The 21,130-nt window shown below is 33.5% G+C and carries 18 protein-coding genes and 1 pseudogene; 10 read left to right on the top strand and 9 right to left on the bottom strand.

What is annotated here, in order from left to right; all coding sequences use genetic code 11:
* Positions 1-92: 92 nt before the first annotated feature.
* The 5 genes from gyrB to dnaA form a co-directional block, all read right to left on the bottom strand.
* The gene (gyrB, locus tag F1592_RS07425; RefSeq protein WP_033079924.1) at positions 93-2,027 is read right to left on the bottom strand and encodes a DNA topoisomerase (ATP-hydrolyzing) subunit B; all 1,935 of its coding nucleotides are present in this window, start codon (positions 2,025-2,027) and stop codon (positions 93-95) included.
* A gap of 9 nt (positions 2,028-2,036) precedes the next feature.
* On the bottom strand, positions 2,037-3,152 hold the full coding sequence (gene recF, locus F1592_RS07430; protein ID WP_053018861.1) for a DNA replication/repair protein RecF: 1,116 nt from the start codon (positions 3,150-3,152) through the stop codon (positions 2,037-2,039).
* Entirely contained in the window at positions 3,149-3,382 is a 234-nt protein-coding gene (yaaA, locus tag F1592_RS07435; protein ID WP_011274361.1) for a S4 domain-containing protein YaaA, read from the bottom strand. The genes recF and yaaA overlap by 4 nt, the downstream gene beginning before the upstream one ends.
* Positions 3,383-3,763: 381 nt before the next feature.
* Entirely contained in the window at positions 3,764-4,897 is a 1,134-nt protein-coding gene (gene dnaN / locus F1592_RS07440) for a DNA polymerase III subunit beta (RefSeq protein WP_011274360.1), read from the bottom strand.
* 300 nt (positions 4,898-5,197) lie between these two features.
* Positions 5,198-6,553: a chromosomal replication initiator protein DnaA gene (gene dnaA, locus F1592_RS07445; protein ID WP_053016917.1), complete on the bottom strand. Its 1,356-nt coding sequence runs from the start codon at positions 6,551-6,553 to the stop codon at positions 5,198-5,200.
* Between the two features lie 679 nt (positions 6,554-7,232).
* Here dnaA and rpmH point away from each other — a divergent pair.
* The 6 genes from rpmH (at position 7,233) to noc (ending at position 12,968) form a co-directional block, all read left to right on the top strand.
* Complete coding sequence (gene rpmH, locus F1592_RS07450; RefSeq protein WP_000240855.1) at positions 7,233-7,370, top strand: 50S ribosomal protein L34; 138 nt, start codon at positions 7,233-7,235, stop codon at positions 7,368-7,370.
* Positions 7,371-7,481: 111 nt separating this feature from the next.
* Positions 7,482-7,832, top strand: a complete 351-nt coding sequence (gene rnpA / locus F1592_RS07455; RefSeq protein ID WP_160380507.1) for a ribonuclease P protein component — start codon at positions 7,482-7,484, stop codon at positions 7,830-7,832.
* A gap of 152 nt (positions 7,833-7,984) precedes the next feature.
* Positions 7,985-9,364 (top strand): tRNA uridine-5-carboxymethylaminomethyl(34) synthesis GTPase MnmE, encoded by a 1,380-nt coding sequence (gene mnmE / locus F1592_RS07460; RefSeq protein WP_053016916.1) that lies wholly within the window; start codon positions 7,985-7,987, stop codon positions 9,362-9,364.
* 119 nt (positions 9,365-9,483) lie between these two features.
* A complete protein-coding gene (mnmG, locus tag F1592_RS07465; RefSeq protein ID WP_011276914.1) occupies positions 9,484-11,361 on the top strand; it encodes a tRNA uridine-5-carboxymethylaminomethyl(34) synthesis enzyme MnmG in 1,878 nt (625 codons plus the stop codon).
* Positions 11,361-12,083 carry a 16S rRNA (guanine(527)-N(7))-methyltransferase RsmG gene (rsmG, locus tag F1592_RS07470; RefSeq protein WP_037552646.1) on the top strand — a complete coding sequence of 241 codons (723 nt, stop codon included), beginning with the start codon at positions 11,361-11,363 and terminating at the stop codon, positions 12,081-12,083. Before mnmG ends, rsmG begins: the two co-directional genes overlap by 1 nt.
* A 45-nt stretch (positions 12,084-12,128) precedes the next feature.
* Positions 12,129-12,968 carry a nucleoid occlusion protein gene (noc, locus tag F1592_RS07475; protein ID WP_037552648.1) on the top strand — a complete coding sequence of 280 codons (840 nt, stop codon included), beginning with the start codon at positions 12,129-12,131 and terminating at the stop codon, positions 12,966-12,968.
* Positions 12,969-13,362: 394 nt separating this feature from the next.
* Here the strand turns inward: noc and F1592_RS07480 are convergent, their stop codons facing one another.
* Positions 13,363-13,809 (bottom strand): helix-turn-helix domain-containing protein, encoded by a 447-nt coding sequence (locus F1592_RS07480; protein WP_053016915.1) that lies wholly within the window; start codon positions 13,807-13,809, stop codon positions 13,363-13,365.
* A 561-nt stretch (positions 13,810-14,370) separates the two neighbouring features.
* Positions 14,371-14,535 (bottom strand): annotated as a pseudogene (locus F1592_RS07485) (replication initiator protein A); the annotation flags it as partial.
* A 115-nt stretch (positions 14,536-14,650) separates the two neighbouring features.
* Between F1592_RS07485 and F1592_RS07490 the strand changes: the two are divergent.
* The 4 genes from F1592_RS07490 to F1592_RS07505 all read left to right on the top strand — a co-directional run bounded on the left by F1592_RS07490 (position 14,651) and on the right by F1592_RS07505 (position 16,763).
* Entirely contained in the window at positions 14,651-15,013 is a 363-nt protein-coding gene (locus tag F1592_RS07490; RefSeq protein WP_016930935.1) for a DUF3147 family protein, read from the top strand.
* An 18-nt stretch (positions 15,014-15,031) separates the two neighbouring features.
* Positions 15,032-15,430: a DUF3147 family protein gene (locus F1592_RS07495; RefSeq protein WP_053016914.1), complete on the top strand. Its 399-nt coding sequence runs from the start codon at positions 15,032-15,034 to the stop codon at positions 15,428-15,430.
* Positions 15,393-15,932 carry a TetR/AcrR family transcriptional regulator gene (locus F1592_RS07500; protein WP_037551843.1) on the top strand — a complete coding sequence of 180 codons (540 nt, stop codon included), beginning with the start codon at positions 15,393-15,395 and terminating at the stop codon, positions 15,930-15,932. Before F1592_RS07495 ends, F1592_RS07500 begins: the two co-directional genes overlap by 38 nt.
* 258 nt (positions 15,933-16,190) lie before the next feature.
* Positions 16,191-16,763 carry a helix-turn-helix domain-containing protein gene (locus F1592_RS07505; RefSeq protein ID WP_107609718.1) on the top strand — a complete coding sequence of 191 codons (573 nt, stop codon included), beginning with the start codon at positions 16,191-16,193 and terminating at the stop codon, positions 16,761-16,763.
* Between the two features lie 57 nt (positions 16,764-16,820).
* On the opposite strand, the gene F1592_RS07510 is transcribed toward F1592_RS07505, so the two are convergent.
* Both F1592_RS07510 and F1592_RS07515 read right to left on the bottom strand, forming a co-directional pair.
* Positions 16,821-20,474 carry a Spy0128 family protein gene (locus tag F1592_RS07510; RefSeq protein ID WP_149809628.1) on the bottom strand — a complete coding sequence of 1,218 codons (3,654 nt, stop codon included), beginning with the start codon at positions 20,472-20,474 and terminating at the stop codon, positions 16,821-16,823.
* A gap of 453 nt (positions 20,475-20,927) precedes the next feature.
* Positions 20,928-21,122, bottom strand: a complete 195-nt coding sequence (locus F1592_RS07515) for a VraH family peptide resistance protein (protein WP_053016911.1) — start codon at positions 21,120-21,122, stop codon at positions 20,928-20,930.
* Positions 21,123-21,130: the final 8 nt, after the last annotated feature.

Below are 21,130 nucleotides of genomic sequence, written 5' to 3' on the forward strand. Positions count from 1 at the left end.
TATCCTCCTTCTATAATCAATTCACTTAAAATAGCAAGACTGCAAGCCATTATGCTGTACAGTCTTCAAGATTTTCAATACTAGACGTTAACTTAGAAATCTAAGTTCGCATATACTGCATTGTCTTCGATAAATTGTCTACGATTTTCAACTACATCACCCATTAACATTTCAAATGTTTGGTCCGCTTCAATCGCATCTTCTAATTTAACTTGTAACATCATACGGTTTTCAGGATTCATAGTCGTTTCCCATAATTGATCCGCATTCATTTCTCCTAAACCTTTATAACGTGATATTTGCCATTTAGGTGTAGGGCTTAATTCTGATTTCAATTTATCAAGTTCACGATCATTAAATACATAATATTTTTGTTTGCCTTGTGCTAATTTATACAATGGCGGTTGTGCAATATACACATATCCCGCTTCGATTAGTGGTCTCATGAAACGATAGAAGAACGTTAGTAATAAAGTTCTAATATGCGCGCCATCCACATCAGCATCTGTCATGATTACAATTTTATGATAACGTGCTTTAGAGATATCGAACTCGCCACCAATACCAGTACCAAAGGCTGTAATCATTTGACGTATTTCATTATTGTTAAGAATACGATCTAATCGTGCTTTTTCAACGTTTAAGATTTTACCTCTCAATGGCAAGATAGCTTGTGTTTTAGAGTCACGACCTTCTTTTGTAGACCCCCCGGCAGAGTCACCCTCTACTAGGAAGATTTCACTTTCTTCAGGTTTCTTACTTGAACAGTCTGCAAGTTTACCTGGTAAGCTTGAAATTTCTAAAGCTGATTTACGACGTGTCACTTCACGTGCTTTCTTAGCTGCGACACGTGCGCGTGATGCCATGATTCCTTTTTCCACAACGATACGTGCAACATTTGGATGTTCATATAAGAAACGTTCAAAATGCTCGGCAAACAATCTATCAACAATTTGGCGTACTTCAGAGTTACCTAATTTCGTTTTAGTTTGTCCTTCGAATTGAGGATCACCGTGTTTAATTGATACGACGGCAGTTAAACCTTCACGTGTATCTTCACCAGACAATCTTTCTTTATCGTCTTTGATAATCTTACTTTGTGTTCCATAGCTATTTAATATACGCGTTAAGGCACGTTTGAAACCATCTTCATGCGTACCACCTTCATAAGTATGAATATTATTCGCATAAGATAATAAGTTCGTTGCATAACCGCTGTTATATTGCATAGCGATTTCTATTTCTACATCATCTTTAGTTTGATGAATATAAATAGGTTCTTCATGAATAGGCTCTTTATTTTCGTTTAATAGTTCAACGTAAGATTTAATACCGCCTTCATAGTGATATGTATCTTCGCGTTGCTCTACATCTTCACGCTCATCTCTTAAAGTGATTGAAATACCTTTGTTCAAGAATGCAAGCTCTCTAATACGCTTTTGTAGCGTTTCATAGTTATAAACAGTTGTTTCAGTGAATATCTCACCATCTGCTTTAAAGCGAATGACTGTACCTGTTTTATCAGTGCTACCTACTTCCTTAAGATCAAATTGAGGTACACCTTTTTTATATGCTTGATGATAGATTGTATCGTTACGATGAACGTATACCTCTAAATCTTCAGACAATGCGTTAACAACTGAAGAACCTACACCATGTAGACCACCAGATACTTTATAACCGCCACCGCCGAATTTACCACCAGCATGCAGTACAGTTAAGATAACTTCAACTGCTGGACGACCCATTTTTTCTTGAATATCAACAGGAATGCCTCGACCATTGTCAGTTACTTTAATCCAATTGTCTTTTTCAATAATAACTTCGATTTGATTTGCATAACCAGCAAGTGCCTCGTCGATACTGTTATCCACGATTTCCCATACTAAGTGGTGCAAACCTCTTTCTGAAGTTGACCCTATATACATACCAGGTCTTTTACGAACGGCTTCTAACCCTTCTAATACCTGTATCTGTCCAGCACCATAGTTATCTGTGTTGTTTACATCTGACAATGTATTCACCATCACTTTCTATTACTTTATAATTTCACCTTGATTGATTCGATAAAGCTTAGCATTATTCATAATTTCATGATCTATGCCGTCTACAGATGTTGTTGTTACAAAGGTTTGTACTTTATGTTGAATCGTGCTTAATAGATGTGTTTGTCGAGAATCATCTAATTCGCTTAACACATCATCCAATAATAAGATTGGATATTCTCCAACTTCAATATTCATTAACTCTATTTCTGCTAATTTAATGGATAATGCAGTCGTACGTTGTTGCCCTTGAGATCCATATGTTTGTGCATCCATATCATTTACATTAAAGCCCAAATCATCTCTATGTGGTCCAAATAAACAGACGCCTCTATCCATTTCTCGCTTAATATTGTCATTCAATAGCGTAATCACTTCGTCCAATAACGTCTGTTCATCTTCGCTCATATCACTGAGTTTAATACTTGGTAAATAAGTTAATGACAACGTTTCTCTCTCATTCGTGATACCTGCATGAATCGGTTTAGCCAATGATTCTAATTCTTTGATGAAATGCTCTCGTCTCAACGTTACATTTAAAGCATATTGTGCAAATTGTTGGTTTAAGACTTCTAACATTGTAGTGTCTTGTTTCTGGCCCAATTGCAGTTGCTTTAAGTAATTATTTTTCTGTTTGAGAATTCGTTGGTATTGAGCCAAATCATTTAAATATACTGCAGATATCTGACCTAATTCCATATCAATAAAGCGTCTTCGTATCTGAGGGGAGCCTTTGACAATATTTAAATCTTCTGGCGCAAAAAGAACCACGTTAAGATGTCCAACATACTGAGTTAGTCGACTTTGTTCTAAGTGGTTCACTTTTACTTGTTTACCTTTTTTAGTTATAAACATCGTTAGTGGCATCGTTCCATGTCTATAATTTAGTACACCCTCTATTTTAGCATACTCTGAGTTAAACCGTATAAGCTCCTTATCATTCGATGTACGATGACTTTTGGCTAAAGCTAATGTGTAAATTGATTCAAGCAAATTCGTCTTCCCTTGTGCATTTTCTCCGATCAGAATATTCACATCAGGATGACATTCGAGCGTAACTTCTTCATAGTTACGATAATTTTCTAATTGGAGTGTTTTAAGTTTCATTGTTCACCTTGATGAATAATGATTACAGAATCAATTTCAGGGATATCTGGGAAATCAATTCGATCTTGGTTAGCTAGTTTTTTACCACGACGTGTTTCGCGCTCGCCATTAATTAGAACTTCAACATCTTGTAAGAACCATTTAGCTTGTCCACCTGATTCAATAATGCCTTCCGTTTTAAGAAATTGGCCTAACGTAATATCGCCTTCAACTACTACTTCTTGAACCAAAATAATCGCTCCGTTTCTTTATGTGTCATTAATATATTATACCTTTTTTAGGTTTAAATTTCATTTAAAATGGAATGTGAAACCGTTTACTTCACAATATCTTTTTACATATTTAATTTTAGTAGGAAAATTAGTTATATTTTTCAATTTGAAGCGGCATTTTTAAAGAAAATTGTAGATTACAAATGAGGTTGTATAGAGAATAGCCTGATTTTTAATTTTAAGGGCCATTTTAGCTTGATGATATATTATTTAGAGTTATCCACTAGTGAATAACTTTTGTGTCTATATTAAAGGCTGAATGAGCTTAAATTAAATAAAAGGAGTTACGACAGAATTTCTTTTGAATTCGTCGTAACTCCAAAATAATAGCTTTTAAAACTAATACGTTCTTATTGGTAAAATTAATTGTGTAACAGAATCATCTTCTTTTGGTTTAAGGATGAATGGTTTCATCGTACCAAAGAATTCAACTTCAACTTCATCATTATCTATCGCTTTTAACGCATCCATCATATAACGAGAGTTGAAAGAAATCTTCAAGTTGCCACCCTCTACATCCGTTGCTGTAACTTCTTCTTTTACAGTACCAATCTCAGGTGACGTAGATGATAATTCTACAACATCATTACCCGTACTTAACTTAATAACATTGTTGCCACCTTCTCGTGCCAATAAAGAGGCACGATCGATTGCGTGATAGAATTCACCGTTGTCTAAGCCTAATTTAATTTCGTAATTCTCAGGGAATAAACGTGTTGTATCAGGATAATGTCCTTCTAATAAGCGAGAAATAAAGTTTACATTTCCAACTTTAAATAAAACTTGATTTGAAGCAAAGAAAATATCAATCTCTTCATCGCTATCACTCATAATTTTATTTAATTCTGATAAAGCTTTACCTGGAATGATGACATTTTTGTTTTCAGAGTCATCTTCTAATTTTAACTTTCTTACAGCCAAGCGGTGTGAATCGGTCGCAGTGCATATTAATTCATTATCTTGTATAAGCCAGTTAACACCAGTAAGTACTGGGCGTGTTTCTGAGGTGGACACTGCGAAATTTGTTTGTGCAATGATATTTTTTAATACTTTTACTGATAATTGGATTGCATCATCACGTGATACTTGAGGTAATAATGGATATTGATCAGGATCTAAACCACTTAAGTTAAATTCAGAATGTCCTGAAGTAATCAGTGTTTGAAATTGTTCATTTGTTGATAATTTAACATCTTTACCTGGTAGTTTTTTAATAATATCTACGAAGAAACGACCAGGAAGTACAACTGAACCTGTTTCAGAAATAGTGACAATATCCTCACCATCTACTTGTTTAGGTATTGTAATTTCAATAGATATCTCAGAATCTGAACCAGTAAGAATGACTTCGTTATCTTTAGCATCGATTTTGATACCCGTTAAAATTGGTAATGTTGTTCTTGGTGAGATGGCTTTTAATGTGTCATTTAATTGATTAATAAAATAATCTCTTCTAATTGTGAATTCCATCATTAATTTAAACTCCTTCCAGTCGTTTATATATAATTATATAGGTTTTAAAGTCATAGTAATAGTAGTAGGGCTTGTGGATTAGTGGATATGTTAAGAAAATCCTTATGTGCCAAAGTTATACACATGTGGATAAACTGTTGATGCTGTGTATTACTTTTAAACATTATCCACAATTACGAATAAAATGTTTATGACGTTTATTATTAATTAATACTTCTTATACCATAATAACTTGTCCCTATTTTTATTTCCCACTTTATCATTTCATAATCTGTTGTATAACAGTTTTCAACTTTCATCTTATTGGTTGCGAATTTCTTTTTCCAAATCTTCAACTTCTTGTTTAAAAATTGTATCGGCTTTAATATCTTTAGCGATTTTTTCGTGCGCATGAATCACTGTCGTATGATCTCGACCACCGAATTCTTCACCAATCTTAGGTAATGAAAAATCAGTAAGTTCTCTTGATAAATACATCGCGATTTGACGTGGATAAGCAATTGATTTTGTACGTTTTTTTGCACTGAAATCTTCAATGCGAACATTGTAGTAGTGTCCAACGACTTTTTGAATATCTTGAATTGTAATTTTTTTAGATTTAGGAACTTGAATAATATCTTTGAGCGCTTCTGCTGCTAATTCAGTCGTTATAGGTCTTCCTTGAAGTTTTGAATAGGCAAGCAAACGTGTGAGTGCGCCTTCTAATTCACGTATGTTTGATTGAATTTGATTAGCAATATAATTTAAAGCTTCAGCAGGAATTTCTAAATTCTCTTCTTCGATTTTTTTCTGAAGAATCGCCATACGCGTTTCATAATCAGGAGGAGTAATATCAACGATTAATCCCCATTCGAAACGTGAACGTAAACGGTCTTCTAATTTTGCAATTTCTTTAGGTGGACGGTCACTTGAAATGACAATTTGCTTCTTATTTTGATGTAATTCATTAAATGTATGGAAGAACTCTTCTTGCGTTTGTTCTTTATTCTGAATAAATTGAATGTCATCAATCAGTAACACGTCGATATTTCTATACTTCTCTCTAAAGGCTTCAGGTTCATTGTTACGAATTGATTTGATGAAGTCATTTGTGAATTTTTCACTTGAAGTATATAGTACTTTAGCATTTGGTTGATTGCTAAGAACATGATGACCTATCGCATGCATAAGATGTGTCTTACCAAGACCAACACCACCGTATATAAATAGAGGGTTATAAGCTTGTGCTGGTGCTTCAGCAACTGCAAGACTTGCTGCATGTGGAAATCTATTGCCAGGTCCAATGACGAAAGTATCAAATGTATTGTGAGTATTGAATTGATCTGTGCCTTCATGACCATCTTCAATGATTTGACGTTGAGGTTCGTTTGGCGTGTTAGATTTACGACTTGTCTCATCAAGTTCAGCTAATTGTTCAGCAGTGAAAAATTTGGGTTCAACTTCATAACCAATAACATCTTTCATAATTGTTTGGATTACTTCTTTGTAGTTTGAATTTAACCATTCTGCGTAAAATTCATGAATTACAAAGATGATTGCAACATTATCACGAATTTCTTTGAGTTCTGTATCTTTCAAAAAAGTATTAAATGTCGATTTAGATATTTCTGATTCAGCAACTTCTAATACTTTTTTCCAAATTTCTTGTTCTGACATATAATAAACTCCATCTTCTTTTAAATTTAGGACTTATACACAGATATTTAGACAAGTGGATAAAAATAATCACAGCATGTTAATAATTATCCACAAGTTAATAACATTCAGTGGATAACTTTATGTATGCTATGATTTATTCACACTAAATACGTATATAAAATCAATAAATAAATCCTTTAAAAATAATGAGTTAGACGACTTATCCACATAATTATACTTTTTAACTTAGAGAGATGTCAAATAGGTGTGAATATGTTGTTAAACTTGGTATAAATCTGTTAATGGTGAATATATTATCCACAGAAATTTGAATCTCGTATGTGTATAAGTGGATAATTTTAAAAACTTAACTTTATGTACTACAACAGCTCTGGGAAATAATTTATAAAGATGAATTTAAAATGAATAAAGTGTGTAAGACGCACGTATAGCGAAATGTATAAATATTAAAAAATGGATGTTGACGAGTGGTTAAAAAAATAACATCTTAATGCAAATGCTGCTTGCTTTATAAATAGTAATTTGTTATATTGTAGTAGTTGCTTGAATTATGACTAGATAAAATTGAATTAAAACAAGAATTCTGATATCAGAAATTATAATTTATCTATTAAAATAATCAGGATCACTACAAGAGCGAGTGAGCTGGATAAATATGTAGATGGAGGTGTTTTGCATGGTAAAACGTACTTATCAACCAAATAAACGTAAACATAGTAAAGTTCATGGTTTCAGAAAACGCATGAGCACTAAAAATGGCCGTAAAGTTTTAGCACGTCGTCGTCGTAAAGGCCGTAAAGTTTTATCAGCATAAGATCACTGACTTCTCAGTGGTCTTTTTTTTCGTTTGAATAGGTATAAATTGAGATACGCTATATCAAAACTAACTTAACTAAGATGGCAAAGAATAAAATAAGCGAGTGATGTGAACGTGGAGAAAGCTTACCGTATAAAAAAGAATACTGATTTTCAAACGATTTATAAAAGAGGAAAATCGGTAGCAAATAGACAGTTTGTTGTTTATACCTATAATAGTAATAAAGATCATTTTCGATTAGGTATTAGTGTATCTAAAAAATTAGGCAATGCAGTGACTCGAAATAGAATTAAACGTGCGATAAGGGAGAATTTCAAAATTCATAAAGAAGATATTATTGCACGTGATATTATCGTTATTGCTAGGCAACCAGCTAAGGATATGACTACACTTGAAATCCAGGGTAGCTTAGAACATGTATTAAAAATTGCAAAGGTCTTTAATAAAAAGATTAAATAAGAGGGTAGGGGAGTTTAGACGTCCGTTAGTCTGAGGTTAGACAAACCGAAGTCTTACCTTATGAGCGATAAATCAACTTATTAGCAATTTTTATAGAAACAAATTACAATGTTATAATGAAATTTTACTTGAATAAGGAGGCGAGGATAATCATGGATTTTGATACGATAACTAGTATTTCAACACCTATGGGTGAAGGAGCAATCGGTATTGTCCGTTTATCTGGACCACAAGCCGTTGAAATTGGAGATAAGCTATATAAAGGAAAGAAAAAGTTAGAAGACGTAGATTCACATACGATTAATTATGGTCATATCGTAGATCCTGAAACAAATGAAGTTGTTGAAGAAGTTATGATATCTGTGCTAAGAGCACCAAGAACATTTACACGCGAGGACATTATTGAAATTAATTGTCACGGTGGTATTTTAACAATTAATAGAATATTAGAACTTACAATGACGCATGGCGCAAGAATGGCAGAGCCAGGGGAATATACAAAGCGTGCATTCTTGAACGGGCGTATCGATTTATCACAAGCTGAAGCTGTTATGGACTTTATTCGTTCTAAAACAGATCGTGCTTCTAAAGTTGCCATGAACCAAATCGAAGGGCGACTAAGTGATTTAATTAAGCGACAACGTCAATCCATTTTAGAAATTCTCGCGCAAGTAGAAGTGAACATTGATTATCCCGAATACGACGATGTTGAAGATGCTACAACTGAGTTCCTATTAGAGCAATCTAAAAAGATTAAAAACGAAATTAATCTATTATTAGAAACTGGAACACAAGGTAAAATTATGAGAGAGGGTCTTTCAACCGTTATCGTTGGTAAACCAAATGTAGGGAAATCGTCAATGTTAAATAACCTTATTCAAGATAATAAAGCCATCGTAACTGAAGTTGCAGGTACAACTCGTGACGTTTTAGAAGAATACGTCAATGTTAGAGGTGTACCATTGAGATTGGTAGATACTGCAGGTATTCGTGACACTGAAGATATCGTTGAAAAAATTGGTGTCGAACGTTCACGCAAAGCCTTAAGTGAAGCAGATCTAATCTTATTTGTATTAAATAACAATGAGCCATTAACACAAGAAGATCGTACATTATATGAAGTTATTAAAAATGAAGATGCCATTGTAATTGTTAACAAAACTGATTTAGAACAAAACTTAGATATAAATGAAGTAAAAGAAATGATTGGTGATACACCACTTATCCAAACATCTATGCTTAAACAAGAAGGTATTGATCAACTAGAATTACAAATACGAGATTTATTCTTTGGTGGCGATGTTCAAAACCAAGATATGACGTATGTATCTAATTCAAGACATATCTCTTTATTAAAGCAAGCTAGAAATGCCATTCAAGATGCGATTGATGCAGCTGAATCAGGTATTCCTATGGATATGGTTCAAATTGACTTAACGCGTACTTGGGAATTATTAGGTGAAATTATTGGTGAATCTGCTAGTGATGAATTGATTGATCAACTATTTAGTCAATTCTGCTTAGGAAAATAATAGTTTATACCTTATTGCTATGTAACGTTTAAGAAATGATAAATATTAAAGAAACTGAGACGGTAGGAAGTCTTATTTATAAAAATAAAGACAAAGGAAATTTAAAGGAGGTCAATTAGGTGGTTCAAGAATATGATGTAATCGTCATTGGTGCTGGACATGCAGGTATTGAAGCAGGTTTGGCATCTGCAAGACGTGGCGCAAAAACACTAATGCTAACAATTAATCTAGATAATATTGCATTCATGCCATGTAACCCATCAGTAGGTGGTCCAGCGAAAGGTATTGTCGTTCGAGAAATTGACGCATTAGGTGGACAAATGGCTAAAGCGATTGATAAAACACATATCCAAATGCGTATGTTAAATACTGGTAAAGGACCAGCAGTACGTGCGTTACGTGCTCAAGCAGACAAAGTGTTATATCAACAAGAAATGAAACGTGTCATTGAAGATGAAGATAATTTAGACATCATGCAAGGTATGGTGGATGAATTAATTATTGAAGACAATGAAGTAAAAGGTGTCCGCACAAATATCGGTACTGAATATCGTGCTCAAGCGGTTGTTATTACGACAGGTACATTCTTACGTGGTGAAATAATCTTAGGTAACATGAAATATTCAAGTGGTCCAAATCATCAACTTCCATCTATCACGCTAGCTGATAATTTAAGAGAATTAGGGTTTGAAGTTGTGCGCTTTAAAACGGGTACACCTCCACGTGTAAACGCGAAAACAATTGACTATTCTAAGACGGAAATTCAACCTGGTGATGATGTAGGTCGTGCATTTAGTTTTGAAACTACAGAATATATCCTAGACCAATTACCTTGTTGGTTAACATATACCAATGATCGTACACATAAAGTCATCGATGATAATCTACATTTATCAGCTATGTATTCAGGTATGATTAAAGGAACAGGTCCTCGTTATTGTCCATCAATCGAAGATAAATTTGTGCGTTTCAATGATAAACCTAGACATCAACTTTTCCTAGAGCCTGAAGGTCGTAATACAAATGAAGTTTACGTTCAAGGACTTTCAACAAGCTTACCAGAACACGTACAACGTCAAATGTTAGAAACGATTCCTGGTCTTGAAAAGGCAGACATGATGCGTGCAGGTTATGCCATTGAATATGATGCGATTGTGCCAACGCAATTATGGCCAACATTGGAAACTAAAATGATTAAAAATTTATATACGGCTGGACAAATCAATGGTACTTCAGGATATGAGGAAGCGGCTGGTCAAGGTATTATGGCTGGAATCAATGCTGCAGGTAAAGTGCTTGGTACCGGAGAAAAAATCTTAAGTCGTTCAGATGCATATATTGGTGTTTTAATTGATGACTTAGTTACAAAAGGTACGAATGAGCCTTACCGCTTATTAACATCTCGTGCAGAATATAGATTATTACTACGTCATGATAATGCTGACTTGCGTTTGACAGATGTAGGTTATGAATTAGGAATGATTTCAGAAGAACGTTACGCGCGTTTTAATGAAAAGCGTCAACAAATTCAAGATGAAATCCAACGTTTAACTGATATTCGTATTAAACCAAATGAACACACACAATCTGTCATTGAGGCAAATGGTGGTTCACGTCTAAAAGATGGCATTCTAGCAATTGATCTATTACGACGTCCTGAAATGACATACAATACAATCTTAGAAATTCTAGAAGAAAGTCATCAATTACCTGAAGCGGTTGAAGAACAAGTTGAAATTCAAACGAAATACGAAGGCTATATCAATAAATCATTGCAACAAGTTGAAAAAGTTAAACGCATGGAAGAGAAAAAAATTCCGGAAGACTTAGATTATAGTAAAGTGGATAGTTTAGCGACTGAAGCTCGTGAAAAATTAGCTGAAGTTAAACCATTGAATATTGCACAAGCATCACGAATCTCTGGTGTTAACCCAGCAGACATCTCAATCTTACTTGTTTATTTAGAACAAGGTAAATTGCAAAGGGTGAAAAATTAATGAATGGCGTAGAATGGCTAGCTAAAGAATTAAGTGAACATGGAATTGAATTGTCAGATAAACAAAAAGAACAATTTCAAACATATTATCGTTTACTTGTAGAATGGAATGAGAAAATGAATCTCACAAGTATTACAGATGAACATGAAGTTTATTTGAAACATTTCTATGATTCAATTACACCAAGCTTTTATTATGATTTCAATCAGCCTTTAACCATCTGTGATGTTGGTGCAGGTGCAGGTTTCCCAAGTATTCCATTGAAGATTGTTTACCCTGAATTGAAAGTAACCATTGTAGATTCTTTAAATAAACGTATTCAATTTTTAAATCATCTAGCTGCTGAACTTGGCTTAACACAAGTTAGCTTTGTACATGATCGCGCTGAAACATTCGGTAAAGGCGTAAACAGAGAAACGTATGACGTAGTTACAGCACGTGCAGTAGCCAGACTTACAGTGTTAAGTGAATTGTGCCTTCCTTTAGTTAAAAAGGGTGGCCAGTTCATCGCATTGAAGTCTTCTAAAGGAGAAGAAGAATTAGAAGAAGCACAATTTGGGATTAGTATATTAGGTGGCGTCTTTAGTGATTCTTATACATTTGATTTACCAGAAGATGCTGGTGAACGACAAATGATTATTATAGATAAACGACGTCAAACATCTAAAAAATATCCTAGAAAACCTGGTACGCCTAATAAATCTCCTTTACTAGAAAATTAATAGCACCTACATGTTAAAATTAATTTTAAGAGGAGTGAATGGATAATGAAAAAGCCTTTTTCAAAATTATTTGGATTGAAAAATAAAGATGACATCGTTGGATACATTGAAGAAGATCGCAATTCTAGCGTCGAATCCATTCAAATTGAGCGTATTGTACCTAACCGTTATCAACCAAGACAGGTGTTTGACTCAAGTAAGATTACTGAACTTGCTGAATCTATTGACGAGCATGGTTTATTACAACCCATCGTTGTAAGACCTATTGAAGAGAATATGTACGAAATTATTGCGGGTGAAAGACGTTTCAGAGCACTACAGTCACTGCATAAATCTCAAGCAGATGTCATTATACGTCATATGAATGATGAAGAAACAGCAGTTGTAGCATTAATTGAGAATATTCAACGTGAAAATTTATCTGCTGTTGAAGAAGCGGAAGCTTATAAAAAGCTTCTTGAGATTGGTGGCACAACGCAAAGTGAATTAGCTAAAAGTTTAGGTAAAAGTCAAAGCTTTATCGCAAATAAATTGCGACTATTGAAATTAGCACCTAAAGTGATTAGTCGTTTAAGAGAAGGCAAGATTACTGAGCGTCATGCTCGTGCTGTCTTATCCCTTAAAGAGGACGATCAAGAAAAGCTAATTGAACAAGTGATTAGCCAAAAATTAAATGTTAAACAAACAGAGGCACGTGTTAAACAGAAAATTGGACCAGAAAAAGTAAAAGCGCAATCTTTCCAATTCTCTAAAGATTTAACACAAGCACGTGACGAAGTAGGAAAAAGCATTCAAGCCATTGAACAATCTGGTATACGTGTAGAACAACGTGATAAAGAACATGATGATTATTACGAAATTAAAATAAAAATTTATAAAAAATAAGTAACTAAGTGTATGACTTATCATTTCTTAAAAAATAAATATAAAGAAATAAATTGAATTAATATTTTAGGTTTTAGGGCTAATTTCATGAAGTGATCTATTAGCTCTATTTTTTTGTATTTGGGATTAGTGTTTATCAAATATAGTTGAAAAAAGGGGGGTGCTACGACCTCCCTTTTTTCATTTAGACATAACTATGTTATCAATTTTTAAAAAATTAGAACATAAGAGGAAACACGCATTTATACTAAGAAAGATTATTGATGTTGTGAAGAATACTTAACCAAACTTGAAGACGAATGTTAGCATAGCGTGAACTATTAAGCCAAATATTTGATAAGTTTAGTTTTGGTATTGTTAAGATTTCCTAAGTTCAACATATACAAAGTAAAAACTACTTATAACTTTTTCCAAAGGTTTCATAAGTTAGCCAGCTTATTAGTAGAAATATGATTGCTATAGTTGTAACTAGATTACTTTGTAAAAATGGGAAGATATCTTGATGTGTAGCTAATCGAATACCTCTTAGTACAAAATTGAAAATTAAAATAATTAAGCCTAATAATCCTATGACTTCTCCAATATTAAAAAGTAGTGGGTGTTTTAGTTTCTTACTGTCTTCAACGATTTTATCTTTCAAAAAATCATCTCCTTTTAGAAGTTCATCTACAGTAATATCAAATACTTCACTTAATTCTATAAGCGTTTCGATATTTGGATAACCTTTTTCAAGCTCCCATTTTGATATAGATTGTCTACTGATATTAATTTTATTTGCTAGATCCTCTTGAGATAAATTAAGCCTTTTTCTTTCCTGTTTAAGTTTTTCGTGAAATTTCATTAAGTTATCCTCCTGTGTTTTAAATTTAAAACTTTTTAGAGTTGATTATAAGAATGTCATGGTTGCACTATGTAACCGTATAGTTGCATTAGGTAAATTTAAAGATATTACTACATATATTTATAAATAAATAACTTAAAGAGATGGAAATAATGAGATTTTACAAATGCCAATCTTTAAAAAGGTATTAGTCAAAGATATGATAAAAACTCTAATTGATTAACAAAATTGTTAGCTATTTTTCTATTTAGTATTTAAAAAATGTTCATTTTTCCAACCATTCCGTATTCTATTTTTTGTTCAATTCCTTGTGGTTCTAAGGATTTAAATTTTAAGACAACGGGAGTTGAAAATGGCGTTCGGTGTATTATTACAATACCCTTTTCTGTACTTATATATGTCTCTATATCAACGTTTTAGGGGTTAGAGAAGAGGCTTAACTATGCTAAGTGCCATCTATGACATCGTTCTCTCTTATACTGTTGTCGTGGAATACGAAATATCCTTTGAAAATAAAATGAGAGAATTGCTTATGCTAAATTTCTATCACTTCGAATAGTATTCTGCATAACCTAAGTATTTGCACAAATGCTTAAAGTAAATATTATTATTTTTATCTACCCATTCATTTTGGATGGATAATTCAAAACGATCTTTTAATAATACATACATAATTTTGGTTTCTGCTGACATTTTCTTAAAATATGCATCTTCAAATAAATATTTTGTTTGATACGACAATCATTTTTATTACAAAGTGCTGTTTACATAGCTAATAAATAGATTTACAATATTATTAAACGAAACGTATCGTTTAATAATTAAAGAAGAAGGGTTTATTGTGTTCGGAATATCCATTTCTAGTGCTATTCTTCATTTTGTTATTGGAGGTCTTGCAGTGGCAATTGCATCTATAATGGCTGAGAAGGTCGGTGGTAAAATGGGTGGCATTATCGCTACTATGCCGGCAGTCTACTTAGCAGCAATTATAGCCCTTGCGATAGATCATCGTGGTAATCAATTAGTTCAAATGTCAATTCATCTTAGTTCTGGTGCAATTATTGGGATTATATCGTGCATCATAACAGTCTTTCTAACGTCTCTTTATATTAGTAAAAGAGATTATAAAAGAGGTACAGGATTTGCATTAATATGTTGGCTTGTAATTTCTCTAGGTATATTTGTTGTTAGACATATGAATTAATCATTGGAGGCTTTTGTAATGAAATTAGCATTAATTAAATTCTTGGTTGGGGGACTTGCAGTTACGCTGAGTTATATTATCTCTGTTATTTTACCTTGGAAAGAACTCGGTGGCGTCTTTGCTACATTACCTGCAGTATTCTTAGTTTCATTGTTTATCACAGGAATGCAACATGGCGATGTCATTGCTAAGCACGTAAGTAGAGGTGCAGTGTTTGGCATGACGGGCGTACTTATTAGTATATTAGCAACATGGGCGATGCTTTATTTTACAAATCATTGGTTACTTAGTATTGTTATTGGATTTATTGCATGGTTTGTAAGTGCAGTAATTATTTTTGAAGCGGTTGAATTTATTTCGCATTTAAGAAGGGGAAAACATGGCTGGAAGACCGAAAGATCCGACAATCAATCATAAAATTTTTAATGAATTAGATCGAATGTTGGCTACGACACATTTTAGAGACATCACCATCGATCAAATTTCTGAGAACACAGGTGTTTCAAAAGCAACGATTTATCGTCGTTGGAAAGATAAATCATCGATTATTGTAGATATGTTTGTGAGTAGAACTCAGATTTTTGAAAATGAAAATAAAGATCTACACACGGGGTTGTATCAATTCTTAATTAAAATAATGGAAATTTATAAAACGAATTTAGGGCGTGCGGTTATTGAAATATTAATTAGTAATCAACAAGTTGAAGCACGTGAATTGTTTATGAAGGGTTATTTTAAAAGTAATCGAAAATTATTGAAATCTATCATAGCACATCACATAAAAGAAGAGGATCAAGATTTATTTATAGATATGATTTTCTCACCAATTTATTTCAATATTTTAATTAAACCGGAAACACTTGATGAAGCATATATTGAAAAAATGCTAGACGTTATCTTAAAATCTTTTAATCAATAATATCTTAATTAACAAAAGGAACTGCGTTTAAATAAATAGCGCAGTTCCTTTTTTTAGACGTCGGGAAGTCTTGTAAATACTGATAAATCAGCATGTAAAAGGACTTTGACAATGAAAAAGATGCGAATGACAAAGAAATTTGGTAGTTTTTTATATGAAGAAACGTTTCTATGGAGTTGAAGTGAGATACAACTATTAATGTCTATCTTGCTTCTAATCTAGGCAAGATTAATCTAAATGGTTAAGGAGTTATGGGTGATGGAAATCGGTCAACAAATTCGGAAATATAGAGAAAAAGAAAATTATTCCCAAGAGTACCTAGCTGAGAAATTATACGTTTCAAGACAAACGATTTCTAATTGGGAGAATGAAAGAAGTTATCCAGATATCCATAATTTATTAATGATGTGTACATTATTTAATGTTTCATTAGATGATCTTGTCAAAGGAGACGTAAAACGTATGGAACATGAAGAAATTAAAAAAGACATGGATTTTTGGACGTGGATGATGCTAATTTGGATGTTATTAGCATGTGTTTTAATTGGACCGCTTTTATTTTATTTAAGTTGGTGGGGTGTTGCGATTACCTATGTCATTTTTTCTATAGGCTTTTATAGTTCTACAAGGATAGATAAAATTAAATATAAACACGACATGGATAATTACGATCGAATCGTAGCTTTTATGAATGGTCAAGATCCTAATGAAGTTAAGACTACTAAAACACGCAATTTCATTACGAGTATCTTATCATTTATCTTTGTAGTAGGCGCATTTGTAATCATATGCTGGTTGAGTATTTATCTATCATTTAAATTTTTACCATAACAAGTTAAATGGCCTATGAAACGCAATGCTTCATAGGCCTTTAGTAATTATAAGTGATTATTTATTACGTAATCTTCTTCTACCAATTAATAATATGCTACCTAAACCTGCAAACATTGTTGCTAATAATGATTTATTCATATTAGCGTCGTCGCTACCAGTATTTGGTAGGTGTTTCGGTTGATTTGGTTGTTTAGGTGTTGGTGGCACATGATGTATCGGTGGCACACCTGGTTTTTCAGGTGGGTTGCCTGGCGGGTTAACTGGAGGTTGACCCGGTGTTTTAGGCGGATTATGTGGTGGCTTGTTTGGCGTTGGTGGTACGGGAGGTTTAACAGTGTTGTTAAACTCAGTATCATTTACTCCAACGGATTTACCGCCTGAACTGTTGTAAGTTACAGTTGCTTGTAAATTACCTGTTTCTGGGTTTTCAGTAACTACCACAGTTGCCGTAATTACCATTGTATCGTAAGCAATATTTGAATCTGTTCCCACTTGTTCAGTAATTTGGTAAACGTAAGTGCCCACTTTATTGAATTTAATTGGTAAGAAATTCACTTTACCATTCGCATCATTTGTTGCTGATTGTACTGGATGATCAGGATTGTTTAAATCCGTTAATATGAATGTGTAATCTCCACCTTTAAGTTGACCACCTTCCAATTTCTTAGTCACTTTGAATTCAAAGTTTACTGGTACTGATTTTACTTTGTTTACACGTTTTTCTGATGGTTTAGGAGGTGGTACTTCATTGCCACCTTTGGCTGGGTTAAAGAACTGAACTGATTGGTTCGCTACGTTAGTGATGTCCTTGTTTGCTTTGGCACTGTCTTTAATGACCCCGACAATATCTAATTTGTAGTAACGCCCAAATGGAATTTGCGCATTATCTAACACATGATCTTTAACTAGACTTTCTTTAGATGTAGCTGTGATGACACCATTCTCATCTATAATATCAAATAAGTTTGTAACGTCTTGTCCAGTAATACCGTCATATACCTTAATACATTGAACATCTACGCTTGTTTCATCATAGTCATCAGTAATGCCTAATTTATTAATTTTGTTCTCTGATGTTAAGTGCGTTGTATCTAACCAAACTTGATACACAATTTTATCGCCACGATTAAGTGTTTTAGTATTGATGTTTTCTGGTTCGTTATTAGTTGTTTGATCCGCGTAAGGATTCACATTAGTATCTGCATATTTATTAGATAATTCACTATCATCATCTAATAATTTGCTTCCTGTAATATCATATTTCTCCACTGATAAATCAAATTTTTCAGGTTGGAAGACCGGTGTTGGTGGTGTTGGCGGAACAAATGTATTGTTAAATTCAGTATCTGCTGGCGCAATGGATGTTGCTGTAAGTACATGTAAATCTTTAGTGATATTCACAGTTACAATTGCTTTCATAGCATCACTATTTATATTCGGTAAGTTACTAGGAACTTCTTCAACAGTATACGTGAAGGTCTTACCGGCATCGGCATTTGTATAAGTTGGACGTTTACCTTCAATAAAGTTGAAATTAATTTGACCTGTCGCATTATTTGTACCAGTAGCGATAACTTCGCCGTCAGCATTTTTCATAGTGAATTGAAACTCTTCATTATTCAACGGACGACCAACTAAAGATTTTGTAAAATGAACATCAAAGTCTAATTGCTTCGGTGCTACGTAATAGTTAGTGAATGCCTGATTATTATCATCATCTGAATCATATGCATAACTTACATTGGCATTTAAGATGCCATTTTCTTCAGTTACTATAACAGTCGCTGTAATCGTTAATGGTTCAGCATCAAAATTTGAGTTAAGGTTAGCTTTATTTTCAGTAATTGTATAGGTATAAGTGCCTGGTTTTGTAAATGAAATCTTATCAAATGTAACTGAACCATCTGCTGCGTTCGTTTTTGATTGTGAAGCCTCTGGAATAGCAGGCGAATTAGGTCCTGCTACGATATTGAAAGTGAATTCTCCTTTAGCTAGCGTGTGTTCGCCTTTAACTACTTTATTTGCTTTTAATGTGACTTCAACAGGGTCAATTGCTGTGTAGTAATAAATAATTGGATGCGCTTTAGCTAATAAGTTTTGTAAACGGAAGTTACTTCCACGTCCTACCTGTACACCGTTTATTGATTGATTAGGCGCAAATATATTACCTACAGCACCTTCGCCAGCACTAGCTGCTTGAATAAGAAATGGTAAATCGTATCCAGGTATATAGATTTGTTTACCTAAATCATTTTTATTTCTTTCACCAGGTCTTAACGTTGCTTCATACACTTTGACATAATTTATTGTATCGATGCCTGTGTTTTTCGCAGATTCAGACATGTGATCCGCTGATAATGTCCAAATTTCAATACGTGTTGTACCATCTTCTCCGATAATTTCTTTGATACGTTTGACGCCACCATTATTCGTTTCAGCATCCACGTATCTTAATCCGACTTGATATGGACGAGCCATTGGACCAGTCATATGATTAGGCTCAGCAATTTGATATAATTTGTAACCTTCAAATTCACGTGAGTTTGAAGCGGTATAGATTTGTCCATCCAATCCTTTAATCGTGTAGTGAGCTAGTTCTTTTTCAGTGAAATCTGGTTGATATGTTTGAGCGTTTATATCGGTTTTATTTGCTTGATAAGTAGGGTTATTCTTATTAACAACACGATAATAAGTCGTTTCAGGAACAATGTGCGGTATATAATATTGTGGGTCAGTAATTGTTGTTCCTTCGTTCGCTTGGTTAAATAAATCGTAAATTTGTATACCACTTCGTTTATCTTCTAAGCTACCATTAGCATCTATTTCAAAACGTGCTCTAATTGTTGAAACCGTGTTTTTGAATGAGTCTAACGTATTTAAAAAAGTAAAATTAATATGGCCATATTTAGCTTTTTGAGGGTCGCGAGCAGCTACTGCTCTTTCTAAAGAATTTTCACCAATGGATACTGTACCAGGTGAATTGATTTGTTTCGTTTCTACTACAGAATTTGTCTCACCGTTAACTAACTCAATCGTTACGTCATTAGAGTCGTCGTAGGGTTTAGATAAACGATAGTAATATTTAGTTTGATATGCAGCATTAAATTCTTTAAGATCTGTTATCGCAAATGTAAATTGATTTGGATCAGGACTTTTTTCAAATACGACGTTTGGTGTTGGGATAGTATTTGAATCTTTAGGTTGTGGAGTGACAACATCTCTACTTTTAACAGATGCGCCATTGGCATCATCCATATTAGGTGTTGCAGTTGTCGTTGTGTCCTCTAGAACGCCTTCTGAAGCAATTGGTGACGTTGCAGAACGACGTGACCGCGTATGTGTTGTTGTCTTCTCTACTTGAGATGAAGCGGCAATGATTTGTGCCTTTGCATTTTCTTTAACTGAGTTAGTCGTCTTACTAGTTGTTTGTGGTTGCGTTTCTGTTTTTGTTGTATTTTCTATATTTTTCAGGGGAATAGATTGAGATGGTGAAGCTGTATTTTGTACGTCTTCATGTGTTGAATTATTGACTTTCTTTTCAAAAGATTGTTGATTGGAAGCTGTGCCCGTTGTTGACGTACTATTATGTAATTCACTTGCATGAGCTACATCTTGAAAGCCAATAAATAAAAAGGCACCTAATAATACGGAGCCTGTTCCTATTGAAAACTTTCGAATAGAGAAGCGATACTTTGTTTTTTGTTGCATAACTTGATGTCCTTTCTTAGATGAATAAAATATTTCTGTCGATTTAATTATAAAATATATAAAATAAAAAACAATATTAATATATAATAATCATAATTATTAAAATAAAATGAAAAAGGGTAGGGAGTGGGACAGAATTCTTTTTAAATTCGTCGTCCCACCCCCGCAAGGATGACTAGAACTGAAAAAAGCTTGATTTAAGCGCATTTTCAGTTCAGTCAGCTACTGCGAATTTGCAAAATAGCTTCATCATATTATTTATGTCCCAGGATCTACCCCAACTTGCTTAGCTTGTAGAATTTCTTTATTAAATTCTCTATGTTGGGGCCCCGAATATATGACTAGAGCTGAGAATCGCTTGATTTAAAGCACTTTCTCAGCTCAGTTAACTACAGTCTATTTGCAATGTAGCCATTTAATATATATTTGTTCAAAACACTTTGTTTTTTAATATTAGTTATTATTCTTTTCTTCATAACGCTTTAGAATATAACCACCACCAAGTAAGCCTACTGGCACTCCAATAAAGGGTGTCGCAATGCCACTTAAGATGAAGACGATAAGTATTAGCAAAAGACCGTTAAACCAATTGACTTTCAAACTTAATAAATCCTCGTAAGATTTGCGAATTAATTCTTTAATATTCATTTAAACAA

This window comes from Staphylococcus sp. GDX7P312P (genome assembly GCF_008385775.1).
Lineage (GTDB): Bacteria > Bacillota > Bacilli > Staphylococcales > Staphylococcaceae > Staphylococcus > Staphylococcus haemolyticus.